Here is a 16,207-nt window from a genome sequence, read left to right on the forward strand (position 1 = left end):
GTTCAAAGAGGCGAAATCGGGCAGACGGGTACGCGCGTGGGCGTGCCGCGCCGGCGCACACCTGTCCGGCGCGCGCTTCGCGGTGCTACTGGGGGGTCTGCTTGGCTCCGAGCAGCACGGTGTCGCGGCCGTCCTCCTCGGCGAGCAGGACCTTGACCGTCTCCCGCAGCGACGTGGGGAGGTTCTTGCCGACGTAGTCGGCGCGGATGGGCAGTTCGCGGTGGCCGCGGTCGACGAGCACGGCCAGCTGGACCGCGCGGGGGCGGCCGATGTCGTTCAGCGCGTCGAGGGCGGCGCGGATGGTGCGGCCGGAGAAGAGCACGTCGTCGACGAGGACGACCAGCTTGCCGTCGATGCCGTCACCGGGGATCTCGGTGCGGGCCAGGGCGCGCGGCGGCTGCAGGCGCAGGTCGTCGCGGTACATGGTGATGTCGAGCGAGCCGACCGGGACCTTGCGCTCGGTGATCTGCTCGAGCTTGTCGGCGAGCCGCCGGGCGAGGAAGACGCCTCGCGTCGGAATGCCGAGGAGCACCACGTCGTCGGCGCCCTTGGCGCGTTCGACGATCTCGTGGGCGATGCGGGTCATGACCCGGGCGATGTCGGGGGCCTCGAGAACGGGCCGTGCGTCCGCCTGCGACGCGGGCGGCGGTTGCGGATCGTGCGTGTCCATACGAAACGGACCTCCTTCTCCGCCTCACGGGACGGACCTTAAAGGACGTCGGATTGCGCCCCCAGGCTAGCAGGTCGTTTTCCGGCCGCAGCGACACCCCCGATCACCCGTATGGAGCAACCGATCTTCGCTACCACGGAAGAGTCGGTGTGGACCATTCGGCTTGACGCACGAGAGTAACGCTGCGTAACCTCACAGTGAGTTACCAGCCGCGCGGCATGGAATCCAGCCATCCGCGTCGACACAGTGCCGGGGAGCTATATGTCCAGCGAATACGCCAAACAGCTCGGGGCCAAGCTCCGGGCGATCCGCACCCAGCAGGGCCTTTCCCTCCACGGTGTCGAGGAGAAGTCCCAGGGCCGCTGGAAGGCGGTCGTGGTCGGTTCGTACGAGCGCGGCGACCGCGCCGTGACCGTACAGCGCCTTGCGGAGCTGGCGGACTTCTACGGCGTCCCGGTGCAGGAGCTGCTGCCGGGCACGACCCCGGGCGGCGCCGCCGAGCCGCCGCCGAAGCTGGTCCTGGACCTGGAGCGGCTGGCCACGGTGCCGGCCGAGAAGGCGGGCCCTCTGCAGCGCTACGCGGCGACGATCCAGTCGCAGCGCGGTGACTACAACGGCAAGGTGCTGTCGATCCGCCAGGACGACCTGCGCACCCTCGCCGTGATCTACGACCAGTCGCCCTCGGTCCTCACCGAGCAGCTCATCAGCTGGGGCGTGCTGGACGCGGACGCACGGCGTGCGGTGGCGTCCCACGAGGACGCGTAGGCGCTCCGCGGGGGCGCAGAAACGTGCCGCCGGGGTGCCGGAACCTTTGGGTTCCGGCACCCCGGCGGTTTTTTCGTCTGCCGGCTGCGGCCGGATGTCGGCCGCGGGCCGTTCGGGGCTGAGCGCGCAGTTCCCCGTGCCCCTGACGGGGCGCTCTACTGCTCGTCGCGGCGAAGGGAGGGCTTGAGTTCCTTCAGGCGGCCCAGCAGGCCGTTGACGAACGAGGGGGACTCGTCCGTGGAGAACTCCTTCGCCAGCTGCACCATCTCGTCCAGCACGACCGCGTCCGGGGTCTCGTCGACCCAGATCAGCTCGTACGCGCCGAGCCGCAGGATGCTGCGGTCCACCACGGGCATCCGGTCGAGCGTCCAGCCGACCGAGTACTGGGCGATCAGCTCGTCGATGCGCTTCGCGTGCTCCGCGTAGCCCTCGACGAGCTGCATCGTGTACTCGCTCACCGGCGGCTGCCGGGGGTCGGTCCGGGAGTGCCGGATCCAGTCGGCGAGGACCGTCAGGACCTCGGTGCCGCGCTGGTCGCCCTCGAAGATGATCTGGAAGGCGCGCTTGCGGGCCGTGTTGCGGGCAGCCACGGTTAGCTGTTCACCCGGCCGAGGTAGTCGCTCGTACGGGTGTCGACCTTGATCTTCTCACCGGTGGTGATGAAGAGCGGGACCTGGATCTGGTGGCCGGTCTCCAGCGTGGCGGGCTTGGTGCCGCCGGTGGAGCGGTCGCCCTGGACGCCCGGCTCGGTCTCCTGGATCGTCAGCTCGACGGCGGCCGGCAGCTCGACGAAGAGCACCTCGCCCTCGTGCTGCGCGACGGTGGCGGTGAAGCCCTCGACGAGGAAGTTGGCGGCGTCGCCGACGGCCTTGCGGTCGACCATGAGCTGGTCGTAGGTCTCCATGTCCATGAAGACGAAGTAGTCGCCGTCCATGTAGGAGAACTGCATGTCGCGCTTGTCGACGGTGGCCGTTTCGACCTTGACGCCGGCGTTGAAGGTCTTGTCGACGACCTTGCCGGAGAGCACGTTCTTGAGCTTGGTGCGCACGAAGGCCGGGCCCTTGCCGGGCTTGACGTGCTGGAACTCGACGACGGACCAGAGCTGGCCGCCTTCGAGCTTGAGCACCATGCCGTTCTTGAGGTCGTTCGTGGAAGCCACGGTTGCGGAATCTCCTGGACTGGACTGACGTGGACGACGGCCGGGGCGAGGGCAGGCGCACTGCGCGAGGTCAGAGCGCGAGCAGCTCCTTGGTCGTGATGGTGAGTAGCTCGGGTCCGCCGTCCGCCTCGGGGCGCACGACGAGCGTGTCATCGATCCGGACGCCGCCCCGGCCGGGGAGGTGGACCCCCGGCTCGACGGTGACCGGCACGCAAGCGTCCAGTTTACCCATGGCCGCGGGGGTCAATTGAGGGTCCTCGTCGATTTCCAGTCCGACGCCGTGACCTGTGACGACGGGAAGCGCCTCCGCGTACCCGGCGGAGTCCAGCACCTGGCGGGCCGCACGGTCCACGTCACGGCATGCGGCGCCGGGCGCCAGGAACTCGCGTCCCGCGCGCTGGGCGGAGAACACCAGGTCGTACAGCTCGATCTGCCAGTCGGCCGGGGCCGTGCCGATGACGAAGGTACGGCCGATCTCGCAGCGGTAGCCGCGGTAGGTGGCGCCGAGGCAGACGGAGAGGAAGTCGCCCTCCTCCACCCGCCGGTCGGTGGGGCGGTGACCGGGGCGTCCGGCGTGGGGTCCGGTGGCGACGGAGGTGGGGAAGGCAGGGCCGTCGGCGCCGTGGTCGACGAGGCGGCGCTCCAGCTCCAGGGCGAGGTGGCGTTCGGTGCGGCCGACCAGGATGGACTCCAGGAGTTCGCCCAGGGCCTGGTCGGCGATCTCCGCGCCGATGCGGAGACAGGAGATCTCCTCCTCGTCCTTGACCACACGCAGCTGTTCGACCGCGCCGCCGACGCCGGTGAGGCGCAGCCGTGGGGCGAGGTCGCGGATCGCGCGGTGCCGGGTGACGGTGAGGTGGTGCTCCTCGACGGCGAGCGCGTCGACGCCCTGGGCGACCGCGAGGTTCGCGGCCTCCACGGCGGGGTCGCCGCCGATGCCGGTCATGACGTGCAGACGCAGCGCCTCGTCGGGACGGTTGTGCGGGACGCGGTCGTCCGGGGGCTCCGCGCACACCAGTACGTCCTCGGTCCTGCCGAGCAGCAGCACGGCGTTCTCGGGGGCGGCGCCGGACAGGTAGCGGACGTTGGCGGGCCGGGACACCAGCGCGGCGGTGCTGCCGCTCGCGTTGCAGCGTTCCCGGAGGCGCGTCCGGCGGACCGCGTAGACCTCAGACATGGTTCGAGCGTAGGAGCGGCGGCGGGATGTCGCCGGTCGAGCGGGGCCGACCGGGGGCAGCGCGGCCGCCCCGCGCCGGGGTCCGCGACCCCCAGGGCCTGTCCGGCGGATCAAGTCGGGGGAAAGGCGCAGCGTCTTGCAACCCAGGTGAGCGGGGTCTGGTGCGTCCAGCTGCAAGGCGGAGGAGGGAGTCGACGCGGAGCGTCGGCGAGTGACGACAACGCCGCAGATGGGCGTGCCAGACCCCGCGTCCTCGGCGTGATCCGCCGGACAGGCCCTAAGAGACGCGTGTCACCACTTCGGGGGGCTGGCGATCGCCCGGGTGAGGACGTCGTCGAGGACGCGGGCCGTCTCCGGCACGTCCAGCTGGGAGTTGTCGATGATCGGCAGCCCCGAGCCGTACCAGCCGGCCATGCGGCCGTGGATGCGGGCCACCTCCTCGTCGCCGAGGCGGCGGTTGCCGGTGCGCTCCGCGTTGCGCTCCAGGACGACGTCCAGGCCGGGCAGGAGGACGACGGGCAGCAGGCCGGGTCCGACGTGCCGCTTCCAGCCGCCGAGGCCGACGACCGGGCGGTCGGGGAAGACCGCGTCGTCGAGGATGCAGGAGATGCCGTTGGCCAGGAAGTTGCGGGCGGCGAAGCCGCAGGTGCGGCGGGCCAGGCGGTACTGCGCCTCGGAGTTGTCGTTCCAGCCGGTCTGCGGGTCGGCGAAGCCGGAGCGGACCCATTCGCGGACGTCGTCGAGGCTGATGTGCGCCGTGGGCACACGGCGGTGGTCCGCCCAGTACTTGGCGACGCTCGTCTTGCCGGCGCCCGCGGGGCCGATGAGCAGCACGGCGAGGGTCGTCGCGGTCGGGTCGGGGGTCGCCGGGGCCTGCGGCACGCTCGGTATGCCGACCGGGCCGCCGGGCGGCAGCGTGACATGGCCGGTGGCGTCCGGCGGCGGGGACATGGAGGCGTGCTGGGGGCCCGCCGGGGGCGGGGGCGCCGGGTAGCCGGGAGGCTGGGTGTGCGCCGGGGCCGCGGGGCCCTGCTGCTGATGCTGACCTGGGTGGTGCGCGGCCGGTGACCAGCCGGCGGCCGGTCCGTGCCCCGGCTGGTGGGGCGGCGGCAGCGGAGAACCCACTGCGTGCTGCATCCGGTGCCACTCCGTCTCGTACAGGCAATGGGTCACTGACAGCGGGGGGCCGTCCCCGCGTTACCGAACGGTACCGCCCCCTGCCGCCGTTGTGTGAACGGCCGGGGGCGGTGATGAGTGCCCGTCAGGCGGCTACTGCCCCACCTCGCCGTAGGCGGCGAGCAGGACGGCCGGGTCGGGGCCCTCCAGCACGGTGGGCTTGGCGAGCCCGTCGAGGACGACGAAGCGCAGCAGGTTGCCGCGGGACTTCTTGTCGACCTTCATGTTCTCGACCAGCTTGGGCCACTGGTCGTGGCGGTAGTGCAGCGGCAGCCCGAGGGACTGGAGGACCGTGCGGTGGCGGTCGGCGGTGGCGTCGTCCAGGCGGCCGGCGAGGCGGCCGAGTTCGGCGGCGAAGTGCATGCCGACGGCGACGGCGGCGCCGTGGCGCCACTTGTACCGCTCGTTCTTCTCGATGGCGTGGCCGAGGGTGTGGCCGTAGTTGAGGATCTCGCGGAGGCCGGACTCCTTGAGGTCGCTGGAGACCACGTCGGCCTTCACCCTGATCGAGCGTTCGATCAGCTCGGCGGTGTGCGGTCCGGCCGGGGTGCGGGCGGCCTCGGGGTCGGACTCGATCAGGTCGAGGATCACCGGGTCGGCGATGAAGCCGGCCTTGACGACCTCGGCGAGCCCGGAGACGTAGTCGTGGACCGGGAGGGAGTCGAGGGCGGCGAGGTCGCAGAGGACACCGGCGGGCGGGTGGAAGGCGCCGACGAGGTTCTTGCCCTCGGCGGTGTTGATGCCCGTCTTGCCGCCCACGGCCGCGTCGACCATGCCCAGCACGGTGGTCGGCACGGCGATCCAGCGCACGCCCCGCAGCCAGGTCGCGGCGACGAAGCCGGCCAGGTCGGTGGTGGCGCCGCCGCCGACGCCGACGACGACGTCGGTGCGGGTGAAGCCGGACTGGCCGAGCGCCTTCCAGCAGTAGGCGGCGACCTCGGCGGTCTTGGCCTCCTCGGCGTTCGGCACCTGGATGGCGACGGCCTCGTAGCCCTGCCCGGCGAGGTCGGCGCGGAGCGCCTCACCGGTCTCGGCGAGCGCCTCGGGGTGAATGACGGCCACCCGCTGGACGCCGTCGCCGATCAGGCCGGGGAGTTCGTCGAGCAGCTGCCGGCCGACCAGGACGTCGTACGGCTCGGTGCCCGCCGTTCCCGCGACGTGGATGCGGGTCACTGCCTCGTTGCTCATGCTTCCTTCAGCTCCAGTGCGTCAAGGACCGCCTCGGCGACCTCTTCGGGCGTACGGCCGTCGGTCGGCACGACGGCCGTCGCGGTCTCCTCGTACAGAGGGCGGCGGGCCTCCATCAGCTCGCGCCACTGCCTGCGCGGGTTGACCGCGAGGAGCGGGCGGGCGGCGCCGAGGCCGGTGCGGCGGACCGCCTCCTCGACGTCCATCGACAGGTAGACGACCCGCTCCCCGGCGAGCAGCGCGCGGGTGTCCGCGTCGAGGATCGCGCCGCCGCCCAGGGAGAGGACGCCGTCGTGCGAGGCGAGCGCCTGCCGCACGGCCGCCTTCTCCAGGGCGCGGAAGGCGGGCTCGCCGTCCTCGACGAAGATGTCGGAGATCTCGCGGCCCTCGGCGGCGACGATGTCGTCGTCGGTGTCCCGGTAGCCGACGCCGAGACGCTCGGCGAGGAGCTGCCCGACGGTGGACTTGCCGACGCCCATCGGGCCGGTCAGGACGAGCCGCGGGCTCACCGGATCGCCAGGTTGTCGAGGTACGAGGTGACGTTGCGGCGGGTCTCGGTGACGCTGTCGCCGCCGAACTTCTCCGCGACCGCGTCCGCCAGCACCAGGGCGACCATGGCCTCGGCGACGATGCCGGCCGCCGGGACGGCGGAGACGTCGGAGCGCTGGTGGTGGGCCTGCGCGGCCTCGCCGGTGGTGACGTCCACGGTCTTCAGTGCGCGCGGCACGGTGGCGATGGGCTTCATCGCGGCGCGGACGCGCAGCAGCTCGCCGGTGGACAGGCCGCCCTCGGTGCCGCCGGCCCGGCCGGAGACCCGCTTGATGCCGTCGGGGGTGTTGACGATCTCGTCGTGCGCCTTGGAGCCGGGCACGCGGGCCAGCTCGAAGCCGTCGCCGATCTCGACGCCCTTGATGGCCTGGATCCCCATGAGGGCTCCGGCCAGGCGGGCGTCCAGCTTGCGGTCCCAGTGCACGTGCGAGCCGAGGCCCACGGGGACGCCGTAGGCCAGCACCTCGACGACGCCGCCGAGGGTGTCGCCGTCCTTGTGCGCCTGGTCGACCTCGGCGACCATCGCCTTCGACGTGTCCGCGTCCAGGCAGCGCAGCGGGTCGGCGTCCAGCTTCTCCACGTCGGCCGGCGTCGGGTACACGCCCTGCGGCGCCTTCACCGAGCACAGCTCGACGACGTGGGAGACGATCTCGATGCCGGCCGTCTCCTTGAGGTACGAGCGGGCCACCGCGCCCAGCGCCACACGGGCGGCGGTCTCGCGGGCGGAGGCGCGCTCCAGGATCGGACGGGCCTCGTCGAAGCCGTACTTCTGCATGCCGGCGAGGTCGGCGTGGCCGGGGCGCGGGCGGGTCAGCGGCGCGTTGCGCGCGAGGCCGGCCAGCACCTCCGGGTCGACCGGGTCGGCCGCCATGACCTGCTCCCACTTCGGCCACTCGGTGTTGCCCACCATGATCGCGACCGGCGAGCCCAGGGTCAGTCCGTGCCGGACGCCGCCCAGGAACGTGACCTCGTCCCGCTCGAACTTCATCCGGGCACCGCGACCGTAGCCGAGCCGCCGCCTCGCCAGGTGGTCCGCCACCATGTCCGTGGTGATCGGCACGCCGGCGGGAAGGCCCTCCAGCGTCGCGACGAGTGCGGGACCGTGGGACTCCCCCGCGGTCAGCCAGCGCAACCTGCTCAACGGTGCTCCTCCGTGTTCGCGCCCCGGTACTGCCCTGCGCACGCTCGTGTTCGCGTGCGCGCGCGGCGGGACGGGGTGCGCGGGTCCCGGTCCGCCGTCCTCCGATCCTCCCACGTCGGGCGCCGTGTCCGGCCGCCGGTCCACCTGACGGACGACTCGGATCACCAGGCGGCCGCGGTGATCAGCCCCGCCCGCCGTCCTCACGCCGCGGGGCGTAGGCGCCGAGGAAGTCGGCTCCGCTGGGCTCGCGGCCGCCCGGGTGGGCGGTCCCGCCTGCTTGGTTCCGCGGGGCGTACGGGCCGAGGAAATCGGCCCCGCTCCCCTGCGCGTGGACGGGCGCGCCCGCACGCAGGGCGCGGCGGGCGGCGATCCGGCGCTTGAGTTTCAGCACCCAGCTCGTCAGGACGGCGAGCACCACCAGCGCCAGCACGGTGATCTGCACCCAGTCGGGCAGAAAGCCCAGCAGCGACTCGAAAATCTGCGTCTTCCAGGACGCCAGCGGCACGCCTGCGGACATGAAAAAGGGTCCCCTCCCCCGGAGTTCCGCCCCCTGCGGAACGCTGAGGGATCCTACCGGGCGGCCAGGGCCTTTTCGCCCGCGCGGCGCATGGCCTCCAGCGGGGCCGGGGAGCGGCCGGTCATCTGCTCCACCTGGAGCACCGCCTGGTGCACCAGCAGGTCGAGCCCGCTGACCACCGCACCGCCGTACGCGGACCAGCGGGCCGCGAGGACCGTCGGCCACGGGTCGTACAGCACGTCGAACAGGGCCGCCGGGCGCTCGGGCACGGCGTGGGCGAGGGCGTCGGTGACGCCGGCGGGGGTGGTGCTGACGACCAGCGGGGCGTGCAGAGCCTCCGCGGCGTCGTCCCACGAGGCGATCCGCACGGTGACGTCGAGGCGTTCCGCCCACTCCCGCATCTCGTCGGCGCGGGCCTTGCTGCGTACGTGGACGACGATCTCCCCGGTGCAGACGCGGGACAGCGCGGCGAGCGCGGAGGAGGCGGTGGCGCCGGCACCGAGGATCGCGGCGGTGTCGACCTTGTCGATGCCGTGCTCGTGCAGGGCGGCGACCATGCCGGGGATGTCGGTGTTGTCGCCGGTGCGGCGGCCGTCCTCGGTGAAGACGACCGTGTTGACCGCGTCGACGGAGGCCGCGGTCTCGCTGATCCCGTCGAGCAGCGGGATGACGGCCCGCTTCAGCGGCATGGTCAGCGACAGCCCCGCCCACTCCGGACCGAGAGTCTCGAAGAACCCGGGCAGCGCCTTCTCGTCGACCTCGAACCGGTCGTACGTCCAGCCCTCCAGGCCCAGCTCGGCGTAGGCGGCGCGGTGCAGGACGGGCGAGAGGGAGTGGGCGATCGGGGAGCCGAGCACGGCGGCACGGCGGGCGCCCGGCATCAGTTCCCCCTCGACGCGTTGAACTTGTCGACGAGCCTCTGGTGCTCGGCGATGGTCTTGGCGAACTCGGTCTTGTCCATGCCGTCCGTGGCCACGAAGTACATCCAGCCGTCCCTGGTCGGTTTCAGCGCGGCCTGCAGCGCCTCTTCGCCCGGGTTGCCGATCGGACCGGGCGGCAGACCCTTGTTCGTGTACGTGTTGTACGGGTCGGGGTTGCTGTTGATCTCCGACTCGGAGATGTCGATCTCGCTCTGGCCCAGGAGGTAGTTGAACGTGGAGTCGAACTGGAGCTTCTGGTTCGTCTCCGTGTTCGTCGGCTTCAGCCGGTTGTAGACGACCTCCGACATCTTGCGGAAGTCGTCGTGCGTCTTGCCCTCCGCCTGCACCAGGCTGGCCACCGTCACCAGTTCCCACGGCCCCTCCAGGCCGAGGCTCTTCGACTTGGTCTCGAAGCCCAGGGACTCGTACTTCTCGGTGGCACGAGCCACCATCTGCTTGAGCACGTCCTCCGGCTTCTGCCCCTTCGCGACGGCGTAGCTGGAGGGGAAGAGGAACCCTTCGAGCGGGTCCTTCACGTCCGGGTGGTTCATGGCCCAGTCGGGCAGTCCGAAGGTCTTCCACTTGGTCTCGGCGACCTTGGCCGTGGTGCCCTTCTTGACCTCGAGGCGTGCGTCGATCATCTCGTAGACGGCGGCGTTGCGCTTGCCCTCGGCGATGATCAGGTTGTTGCGGCTCTTCGGGCTGAGCATCAGTTCGACCGCGCTCGCCGCCGACATCTCCTTCTGGAGCGTGTAGACGCCGTCCTGGATGCTCTTGCCGTCCGGGTTGGCCGCCTGGGCCGCGACGAACGCGTCGACGCTCTTGACGACGCCCATCTTCTTGAGCACCTGGCCGATGGCGTAGCCGCCGGAGCCCTTGGGGATGGTGACGGTGACCTGCTCGCCGTTACCGGAGCCCGCGAAGTCCGGGGCGCTGCCGAAACGATCCTGGTAGAACTGGTAACCGAAGTAGCTCACCCCGGCCAGTCCGCCGCCGAAGACGGCGACGACCACGAGGCAGGCCAGTCCGCTGCGCCGCTTCTTCTCCTTGCCGCCGCCCCTGCGGTCCCCGCCGCCCCGGCGCTCGCCGCGTCCGCGCCGGTCGGGCTCGTCGTCGCGGCCGTCCTCGTCGTCACCGGCGAAGAACGCGTGTTCGCCCTGATCGGGTCCCGGGTCCCAGTCGGTCTGCGGTTCGGGCCCGCGCTCCGGCTCGGGCCGCCGCCGGCCCGGGGGCTCGGGCGGCGGGTAGGCCTCGGGGGTGCCGTAGTAGTCGGACTGCTGGCCGCCGTAGGGCGCGGGCTGCTGTGCGTACGGGTCCTGCGGGCCGCCGGCGTACGGGTCCTGGGGATAGGAGCCCGTCGGCCAGCCGTTCTGGTCGTACTGCTGCTGCGGGTGCTGCTGAGGCGCCTGGTGCTGATGCGGGTGCTGCTGGTGCTGCGGCTGCTGAGGCGCGTACTGCTGACCGTACTGGTCGTACTGGTCGTACTGCGGGTACGACTGGTCGCCGTACCCCTGCTGATCACCCGTGCCCCAGTCGCCGTACTGCTGCTGCGGCTGCTGCGGGTACTGCTGCTGGCCGCCGTAGGACTGCTGGGCCTGCTGGGCGGCCTGCTGTCCTCCCCATCCGCCGTCCCCGTACAACGGGTCGTCCGGATGCCACGGTTCGGAGCCTTGGCCCCGGCCATACTCAGTCATCGATCCCCTAGAGCCGCGAGGCGGCGGCAGCCCGGCCACCTGAAGACCAAGGCGTGCGTTCCGCCTCTCTCTGTGCGGCGGCTGTTCGAACACCGCCCGCATCGCGCGGAACGTTACCGTATCGCGATCAGATGACCACTTCGACGCCCTCGCCGGGTGGTCTGCCTGACACCCGTTCGGATTCGAGTGCCTGCTGGAGGATGATCACAGCGGCGGCCTGGTCGATGACGGAGCGCCCCTTCTTGGACTTCACGCCCGAGGCGCGCAGTCCCTGACTGGCCGTCACCGTGGTCATGCGCTCGTCCACGAGCCGCACCGGGACCGGCGCGATCACGCGTGCCATCTCCTGCGCGAAGCCGCGGACTTTGGCGGCGGCGGGGCCCTCGCCCCCCTTGAGGGAGCGAGGGAGACCGACGACGACCTCGATGGGTTCGTACTCCTCGACGAGCTGCCTCAGCCTGCGGTGCGCGGCCGGGACGTCCCGGCCGGGGACGGTCTCGACCGGGGTGGCGAGGATGCCGTCGGGGTCGCAGGAGGCGACCCCGATCCGGGCGTCCCCGACGTCGACCGCCAGGCGGCGGCCGCGGCGCATGGCCGGGCCGTCCGCCTGCTCGTGCGCGGGACCGTTCACTTGGCGGTGTCCGCCACGAGACGCTCCACCGCGTCGATGGCCTCGCCGACGGCGGCCGGGTTCTGGCCGCCGCCCTGGGCGACGTCCGGCTTGCCGCCACCGCCGCCGCCGAGGGTCCTGGCGGCGGTGCGCACCAGCTCGCCGGCCTTGAGTCCGCGCTCGCGGGCGGCCTCGTTGGTGGCGATGACGGTGAGCGGCTTGCCGTTGACCGTGCTGAACAGGGCGACGACGGCGGGCCGTCCGCCCTGGATGCGGCCGCGCACGTCGAGCACCAGCTTGCGCAGGTCGTCGGCGGTGGTGCCGTCCGGGACCTGGCCGGTGACCACGGCGACGCCCCTGATGTCCTTGGCGGACTCGGCGAGGCCGGCGGCGGCCTGGAGCACCTTCTCGGCGCGGAACTTCTCGATCTCCTTCTCGGCGTCCTTGAGCCGGCCGAGCATGGCGGAGACCTTCTCGGGCAGCTCCTCGGCGCGGCCCTTGAGCAGCTCGGTGAGCTGGTTGACGACCGTGTGCTCCCGGGCGAGGAAGTTGTAGGCGTCCACGCCGACGAGGGCCTCGATGCGGCGCACGCCGGAGCCGATGGAGGACTCGCCGAGCAGCTTCACCAGGCCCAGCTGGGCGGTGTTGTGCACGTGGGTGCCGCCGCACAGCTCCTTGGAGAAGTCGCCGATGGTGACCACGCGCACGCGGTCGCCGTACTTCTCGCCGAACTCGGCGATGGCGCCCTGCTTCTTGGCCTCGTCGATGCCCATGATGTCGGCGCGCACGTCGAGGTCGCGGGCGAGCACCTCGTTGATCTTCTGCTCGACGTCCGTCATGACCGTCTGCGGGACGGCGGACGGGGAGCCGAAGTCGAAGCGGAACCGGCCGGGCTGGTTCTCGGAACCGGCCTGGGCGGCCGTCGGGCCGAGGGCGTCCCGCAGGGCCTGGTGGGTGAGGTGGGTCGCCGAGTGGGCGCGGGCGATGGCCTTGCGCCGGCGGTCGTCGATGGCGGCGTGGGCGCGGGAGTCCACGGTGACCTCGCCGACCTGGACGACGCCCTTGTGCACATAGACGCCCGGTACGGGCTTCTGGCAGTCGCGGACCTCGATCACGGCGCCGGACTCGGTGCGGATGCGGCCGGTGTCGCCGATCTGGCCGCCGCCCTCGGCGTAGAAGGGGGTGCGGTCCAGGACGATCTCGACCTCGTCGCCCTCGGTGGCGGCGGGCGAGGGCACGCCGTTGACGAGGATGCCGACGATGGTGGACTCGCCCTCGGTGTCCGTGTAGCCGATGAAGTCGGTGGCGCCGGCCCGGTCGGCGATCTCGCGGTAGGCGCCGAGGTCGGCGTGGCCGGTCTTCTTGGCCTGGGCGTCGGCCTTGGCGCGCTCCCGCTGCTCCTTCATCAGGCGGCGGAAGCCCTCCTCGTCCACGGAGAGGCCCTGCTCGGCGGCCATCTCCAGGGTGAGGTCGATCGGGAAGCCCCAGGTGTCGTGGAGCAGGAAGGCCTTGTCGCCGGGCAGCACGGTGGAGCCGGAGGCCTTGGTCTCGGACACGGCGGTGTCGAGGATGTTGGTGCCGGCCTTCAGCGTCTTGAGGAAGGCGTTCTCCTCGGCGAGGGCGACCTTCTCGATGCGCTCGCGGTCGGTGATCAGCTCCGGGTACTGCTGGCCCATCATGCCGATGACGACGTCGATGAGGTCCTTGACGACCGGGCCGGTGGCGCCGAGGAGGCGCATGTTGCGGATGGCGCGGCGCATGATGCGGCGCAGCACGTAGCCGCGGCCCTCGTTGCCGGGGGTGACGCCGTCGCCGATGAGCATGGTGGCGGTGCGCATGTGGTCGGTGACCACGCGCAGGGAGACGTCGGAGCTCTGGGCGTCGCCGTAGCGGACGCCGGTCAGCTCGGTGGCCTTCTCGATGACGGCCATGGAGGTGTCGATCTCGTACATGTTCTGCACGCCCTGCAGAATCATGGCGAGCCGCTCGAGGCCGAGGCCGGTGTCGATGTTCTTGCTGGGCAGGTCGCCGAGGATCTCGAAGTCGTCCTTGCCGGTGCCCTCGCCCCGCACGTACTGCATGAAGACGAGGTTCCAGATCTCCACGTACCGCTCGTCGTTGACGGCGGGGCCGCCCTCGGCGCCGAACTCGGGGCCGCGGTCGTAGTTGATCTCGGAGCAGGGGCCGCAGGGGCCGGGGACGCCCATGGACCAGAAGTTGTCCTTCTTGCCCAGGCGCTGGATGCGCTCCTTGGGCACGCCCACGACCTCGTGCCAGATCTGCTCGGCCTCGTCGTCGTCCTTGTAGACGGTGATCCAGAGCTTCTCCGGCTCGAGGCCGTAACCGCCCTTGTCCTGGGGTGTGGTGAGAAGCTCCCAGGCGAGCTTGATGGCGCCCTCCTTGAAGTAGTCACCGAAGGAGAAGTTGCCGCACATCTGGAAGAACGTGCCGTGGCGGGTGGTCTTGCCGACCTCTTCGATGTCGGGGGTGCGCACGCACTTCTGCACGCTGGTGGCGCGGGAGAAGGGCGGCTTGACCTCGCCGAGGAAGTAGGGCTTGAAGGGCACCATGCCGGCCGGGACGAGGAGCAGAGTCGGGTCGTCCGCGATGAGCGACGCCGACGGGACGACGGTGTGCCCGCGCTCCTCGAAGAAGCTCAGCCAGCGGCGGCGGATCTCGGCCGACTCCATCAGTGGTCCTCATTCCGGTTGTACGGGTACGTCGGGTACGTCGACTTCTTCGGGCCCTCGACGTACGGGGGGCTGTTGCGGTTCTCGATCACGGCGTAGCCGCGGGGCGCGGGCAGTTCGCGGTCGACGGGGGCGCCCAGCCCGAGCGCGTCGCCGAGTTCGGCCTCGCGCCGGTCCATGTGGTCGCGGACCTCGAGGGCGAAGTCCACCGCCCGGTCCTTGAGCCGGCCGCCGGCCTCGATCGCCTTGTTGGCCGCGGCGACGGCGAGGTGCTCGGGGGTGAGCTGCTTGAGCTTGCGGTTGACCTTGGTGGTGGCCCACACGCCGGCGGCGACGCCGGTGGTGAACCAGAACGTACGGCGGAACATCGTCGGGTCAGTCCCTCTTTCCCCGGGTCCGCTTGTCGCGCCGCGCGCCCGGGACGGTGCGGCCCACGATCACGTCGCGCCGGGTCCTGGCGGCCGGCGCGTCCTCCTTGCGGCCGCCGAGGGCCCGGCGCACGCCGTAGCCGAAGGCGGCGACCTTGACCAGGGGCCCGCCGAAGGTGGAGGCCACGGTGGTGGACAGCGCGGAGGCGTTGGAGGTGACCTCCTGGACGTCGGAGGCGATCGCGTCGACCCGTTCGATCTGGGTCTGCGCGGACCGGACCGCCGTGGAGGCGTCCGCCAGCAGCGGGACGGCCTGGTCGGTCACGTCCGCCACCAGCTTGGTGGTCGCCCGGAGCGTCTGGGCCAGCCTCGCCAGTGCGACGGCGAGGAAGGAGACCAGGATCGCCCAGAAGACGGCCACCAGGATTCCGGCCACCTCGCCACCGGACACTGTGTGCACCCGCTCCCTTGAAACGCGCCTGAACATCGAGAAAGTCGTGTGACCGAGCCTATCGCGCCGGTGACGGGTCTCCGTACCGGATTACCGTCCGCCACGGCGCGGGTCCCGGCGGACGGCGGCGGAAGGGGCCCGGGCGAGGACGAGCCCGCCGCCTCCCCGCCCCGGAGGGCGGAGGGACGACGGGCTCGGGATACCGCGCGCCTGCTGGATCAGCGGGCGTAGTACTCGACGACGAGCTGCTCGTCGCAGATCACCGGGATCTCCTTGCGGTTCGGCTCGCGGTCCAGGCGGAACGCCAGGGCCTTGAGGTTCACCTGGAGGTAGCGCGGGATCTCACCGTCGGGGGCGAAGCCACCCTCACGAGCGATCGTGAAGAGCGTCTTCTCCTTGCTGCGCTCGCGGACCTCCACGACGTCGTCCGGGCGGACACGGAAGGAGGGCTTGTCGACCTTCTTGCCGTTCACCTGGATGTGGCCGTGGGTGACCATCTGGCGGGCCTGGTAGATCGTGCGGGCGATGCCCGAACGCAGGACCAGCGCGTCGAGACGGCGCTCGAGCTCGATGACCAGGGCCTCGCCGGTCTTCATCGAGGTCTTGGAGGCGCGCTCGTAGGCACGGACGAGCTGGCGCTCGGAGAGGTCGTACTGCGCGCGCAGACGCTGCTTCTCCAGCAGACGGACCTTGTAGTCCGAGTTCTGCTTGCGGCCACGGCCGTGCTCACCCGGGGGGTACGGGCGGGCCTCGAAGTACTTGACGGCCTTCGGGGTCAGCGCGATACCGAGGGCACGCGACTTCTTGACCTTGGGGCGGGACTGGTTCGCCACTTCTTTTCCTTTTCCTTTTCGGCTGCCTCAGGGTTACGGGAGGTCGCATCCGCAGCCCGGGAATCCCGGCAGGTCCGCGTGGGACGAGCCAGGCAGCCGCTCCCTGGTCTGGGCACATACGTGCAGCACACGAACGGCCCACCGACCGGTCCCTGGACGTACGGGGTGGTGGTGGGCTGCCCGCGACACCTACGACGGTGCGCGACGCTCCTGGATCGAAAGATCCGGCTGGTCGTCCCGCCTGAGGCGCCGACCGGAGCCGGACACGGGACACAGCACTTCGCGTGATTCTACAGGGT

At 71.3% G+C, this 16,207-nt stretch carries 17 protein-coding genes; 1 reads left to right on the forward strand and 16 read right to left on the reverse strand.

What is annotated here, in order from left to right:
* Positions 1 to 85: 85 nt before the first annotated feature.
* The gene (gene pyrR, locus AY578_RS05205) at positions 86 to 670 is read right to left on the reverse strand and encodes a bifunctional pyr operon transcriptional regulator/uracil phosphoribosyltransferase PyrR (RefSeq protein WP_019523747.1); all 585 of its coding nucleotides are present in this window, start codon (positions 668 to 670) and stop codon (positions 86 to 88) included.
* 261 nt (positions 671 to 931) lie between these two features.
* Here pyrR and bldD point away from each other — a divergent pair, with 261 nt between their 5' ends.
* Positions 932 to 1,435, forward strand: coding sequence for a transcriptional regulator BldD (bldD, locus tag AY578_RS05210; RefSeq protein ID WP_006131213.1), 504 nt, complete (start codon positions 932 to 934; stop codon positions 1,433 to 1,435).
* 155 nt (positions 1,436 to 1,590) lie between these two features.
* On the opposite strand, the gene nusB is transcribed toward bldD, so the two are convergent.
* The 15 genes from nusB to rpsD form a co-directional block, all read right to left on the reverse strand.
* Positions 1,591 to 2,025: a transcription antitermination factor NusB gene (gene nusB, locus AY578_RS05215; RefSeq protein WP_019523748.1), complete on the reverse strand. Its 435-nt coding sequence runs from the start codon at positions 2,023 to 2,025 to the stop codon at positions 1,591 to 1,593.
* Between the two features lie 2 nt (positions 2,026 to 2,027).
* Complete coding sequence (gene efp, locus AY578_RS05220; protein WP_006131211.1) at positions 2,028 to 2,594, reverse strand: elongation factor P; 567 nt, start codon at positions 2,592 to 2,594, stop codon at positions 2,028 to 2,030.
* Positions 2,595 to 2,664: 70 nt separating this feature from the next.
* Positions 2,665 to 3,771, reverse strand: coding sequence for an aminopeptidase P family protein (locus tag AY578_RS05225; protein ID WP_019523749.1), 1,107 nt, complete (start codon positions 3,769 to 3,771; stop codon positions 2,665 to 2,667).
* Positions 3,772 to 4,062: 291 nt separating this feature from the next.
* Positions 4,063 to 4,908: a Pro-rich N-terminal domain-containing protein gene (locus AY578_RS05230; RefSeq protein WP_161108417.1), complete on the reverse strand. Its 846-nt coding sequence runs from the start codon at positions 4,906 to 4,908 to the stop codon at positions 4,063 to 4,065.
* 132 nt (positions 4,909 to 5,040) lie between these two features.
* Positions 5,041 to 6,135 carry a 3-dehydroquinate synthase gene (gene aroB / locus AY578_RS05235; RefSeq protein WP_019523751.1) on the reverse strand — a complete coding sequence of 365 codons (1,095 nt, stop codon included), beginning with the start codon at positions 6,133 to 6,135 and terminating at the stop codon, positions 5,041 to 5,043.
* Complete coding sequence (locus AY578_RS05240; protein WP_019523752.1) at positions 6,132 to 6,644, reverse strand: shikimate kinase; 513 nt, start codon at positions 6,642 to 6,644, stop codon at positions 6,132 to 6,134. Before AY578_RS05240 ends, aroB begins: the two co-directional genes overlap by 4 nt.
* On the reverse strand, positions 6,641 to 7,825 hold the full coding sequence (gene aroC, locus AY578_RS05245; protein ID WP_026243666.1) for a chorismate synthase: 1,185 nt from the start codon (positions 7,823 to 7,825) through the stop codon (positions 6,641 to 6,643). Before aroC ends, AY578_RS05240 begins: the two co-directional genes overlap by 4 nt.
* A gap of 181 nt (positions 7,826 to 8,006) precedes the next feature.
* Positions 8,007 to 8,342 (reverse strand): hypothetical protein, encoded by a 336-nt coding sequence (locus AY578_RS05250; protein ID WP_028960953.1) that lies wholly within the window; start codon positions 8,340 to 8,342, stop codon positions 8,007 to 8,009.
* A 53-nt stretch (positions 8,343 to 8,395) separates the two neighbouring features.
* Positions 8,396 to 9,223 carry a shikimate dehydrogenase gene (locus AY578_RS05255; protein WP_161232989.1) on the reverse strand — a complete coding sequence of 276 codons (828 nt, stop codon included), beginning with the start codon at positions 9,221 to 9,223 and terminating at the stop codon, positions 8,396 to 8,398.
* Complete coding sequence (mltG, locus tag AY578_RS05260) at positions 9,223 to 10,956, reverse strand: endolytic transglycosylase MltG (RefSeq protein WP_258902129.1); 1,734 nt, start codon at positions 10,954 to 10,956, stop codon at positions 9,223 to 9,225. Before mltG ends, AY578_RS05255 begins: the two co-directional genes overlap by 1 nt.
* 127 nt (positions 10,957 to 11,083) lie before the next feature.
* Positions 11,084 to 11,548, reverse strand: a complete 465-nt coding sequence (gene ruvX, locus AY578_RS05265) for a Holliday junction resolvase RuvX (protein ID WP_026243667.1) — start codon at positions 11,546 to 11,548, stop codon at positions 11,084 to 11,086.
* A gap of 35 nt (positions 11,549 to 11,583) precedes the next feature.
* Complete coding sequence (gene alaS / locus AY578_RS05270) at positions 11,584 to 14,256, reverse strand: alanine--tRNA ligase (protein ID WP_019523758.1); 2,673 nt, start codon at positions 14,254 to 14,256, stop codon at positions 11,584 to 11,586.
* On the reverse strand, positions 14,256 to 14,624 hold the full coding sequence (locus AY578_RS05275; RefSeq protein ID WP_019523759.1) for a hypothetical protein: 369 nt from the start codon (positions 14,622 to 14,624) through the stop codon (positions 14,256 to 14,258). The genes alaS and AY578_RS05275 overlap by 1 nt, the downstream gene beginning before the upstream one ends.
* 7 nt (positions 14,625 to 14,631) lie before the next feature.
* The gene (locus tag AY578_RS05280; RefSeq protein ID WP_086020138.1) at positions 14,632 to 15,084 is read right to left on the reverse strand and encodes a DUF948 domain-containing protein; all 453 of its coding nucleotides are present in this window, start codon (positions 15,082 to 15,084) and stop codon (positions 14,632 to 14,634) included.
* 209 nt (positions 15,085 to 15,293) lie between these two features.
* Positions 15,294 to 15,908: a 30S ribosomal protein S4 gene (gene rpsD / locus AY578_RS05285; RefSeq protein WP_019523761.1), complete on the reverse strand. Its 615-nt coding sequence runs from the start codon at positions 15,906 to 15,908 to the stop codon at positions 15,294 to 15,296.
* Between the last annotated feature and the right edge of the window lie 299 nt (positions 15,909 to 16,207).

The organism is Streptomyces thermocarboxydus, assembly GCF_024760485.1.
GTDB lineage: Bacteria > Actinomycetota > Actinomycetes > Streptomycetales > Streptomycetaceae > Streptomyces > Streptomyces cellulosae.

What these genes read in the sequence shown, in the direction of transcription:
- pyrR (WP_019523747.1), bottom strand. Translation starts at nt 670, where the DNA reads ATGGACACGCACGATCCGCAACCGCCGCCCGCGTCGCAGGCGGACGCA.
- bldD (WP_006131213.1), top strand. Translation starts at nt 932, where the DNA reads ATGTCCAGCGAATACGCCAAACAGCTCGGGGCCAAGCTCCGGGCGATC.
- AY578_RS05225 (WP_019523749.1), bottom strand. Translation starts at nt 3,771, where the DNA reads ATGTCTGAGGTCTACGCGGTCCGCCGGACGCGCCTCCGGGAACGCTGC.
- AY578_RS05230 (WP_161108417.1), bottom strand. Translation starts at nt 4,908, where the DNA reads ATGCAGCACGCAGTGGGTTCTCCGCTGCCGCCGCCCCACCAGCCGGGG.
- aroB (WP_019523751.1), bottom strand. Translation starts at nt 6,135, where the DNA reads ATGAGCAACGAGGCAGTGACCCGCATCCACGTCGCGGGAACGGCGGGC.
- AY578_RS05250 (WP_028960953.1), bottom strand. Translation starts at nt 8,342, where the DNA reads ATGTCCGCAGGCGTGCCGCTGGCGTCCTGGAAGACGCAGATTTTCGAG.
- AY578_RS05255 (WP_161232989.1), bottom strand. Translation starts at nt 9,223, where the DNA reads ATGCCGGGCGCCCGCCGTGCCGCCGTGCTCGGCTCCCCGATCGCCCAC.
- mltG (WP_258902129.1), bottom strand. Translation starts at nt 10,956, where the DNA reads ATGACTGAGTATGGCCGGGGCCAAGGCTCCGAACCGTGGCATCCGGAC.
- ruvX (WP_026243667.1), bottom strand. Translation starts at nt 11,548, where the DNA reads ATGCGCCGCGGCCGCCGCCTGGCGGTCGACGTCGGGGACGCCCGGATC.
- alaS (WP_019523758.1), bottom strand. Translation starts at nt 14,256, where the DNA reads ATGGAGTCGGCCGAGATCCGCCGCCGCTGGCTGAGCTTCTTCGAGGAG.
- AY578_RS05275 (WP_019523759.1), bottom strand. Translation starts at nt 14,624, where the DNA reads ATGTTCCGCCGTACGTTCTGGTTCACCACCGGCGTCGCCGCCGGCGTG.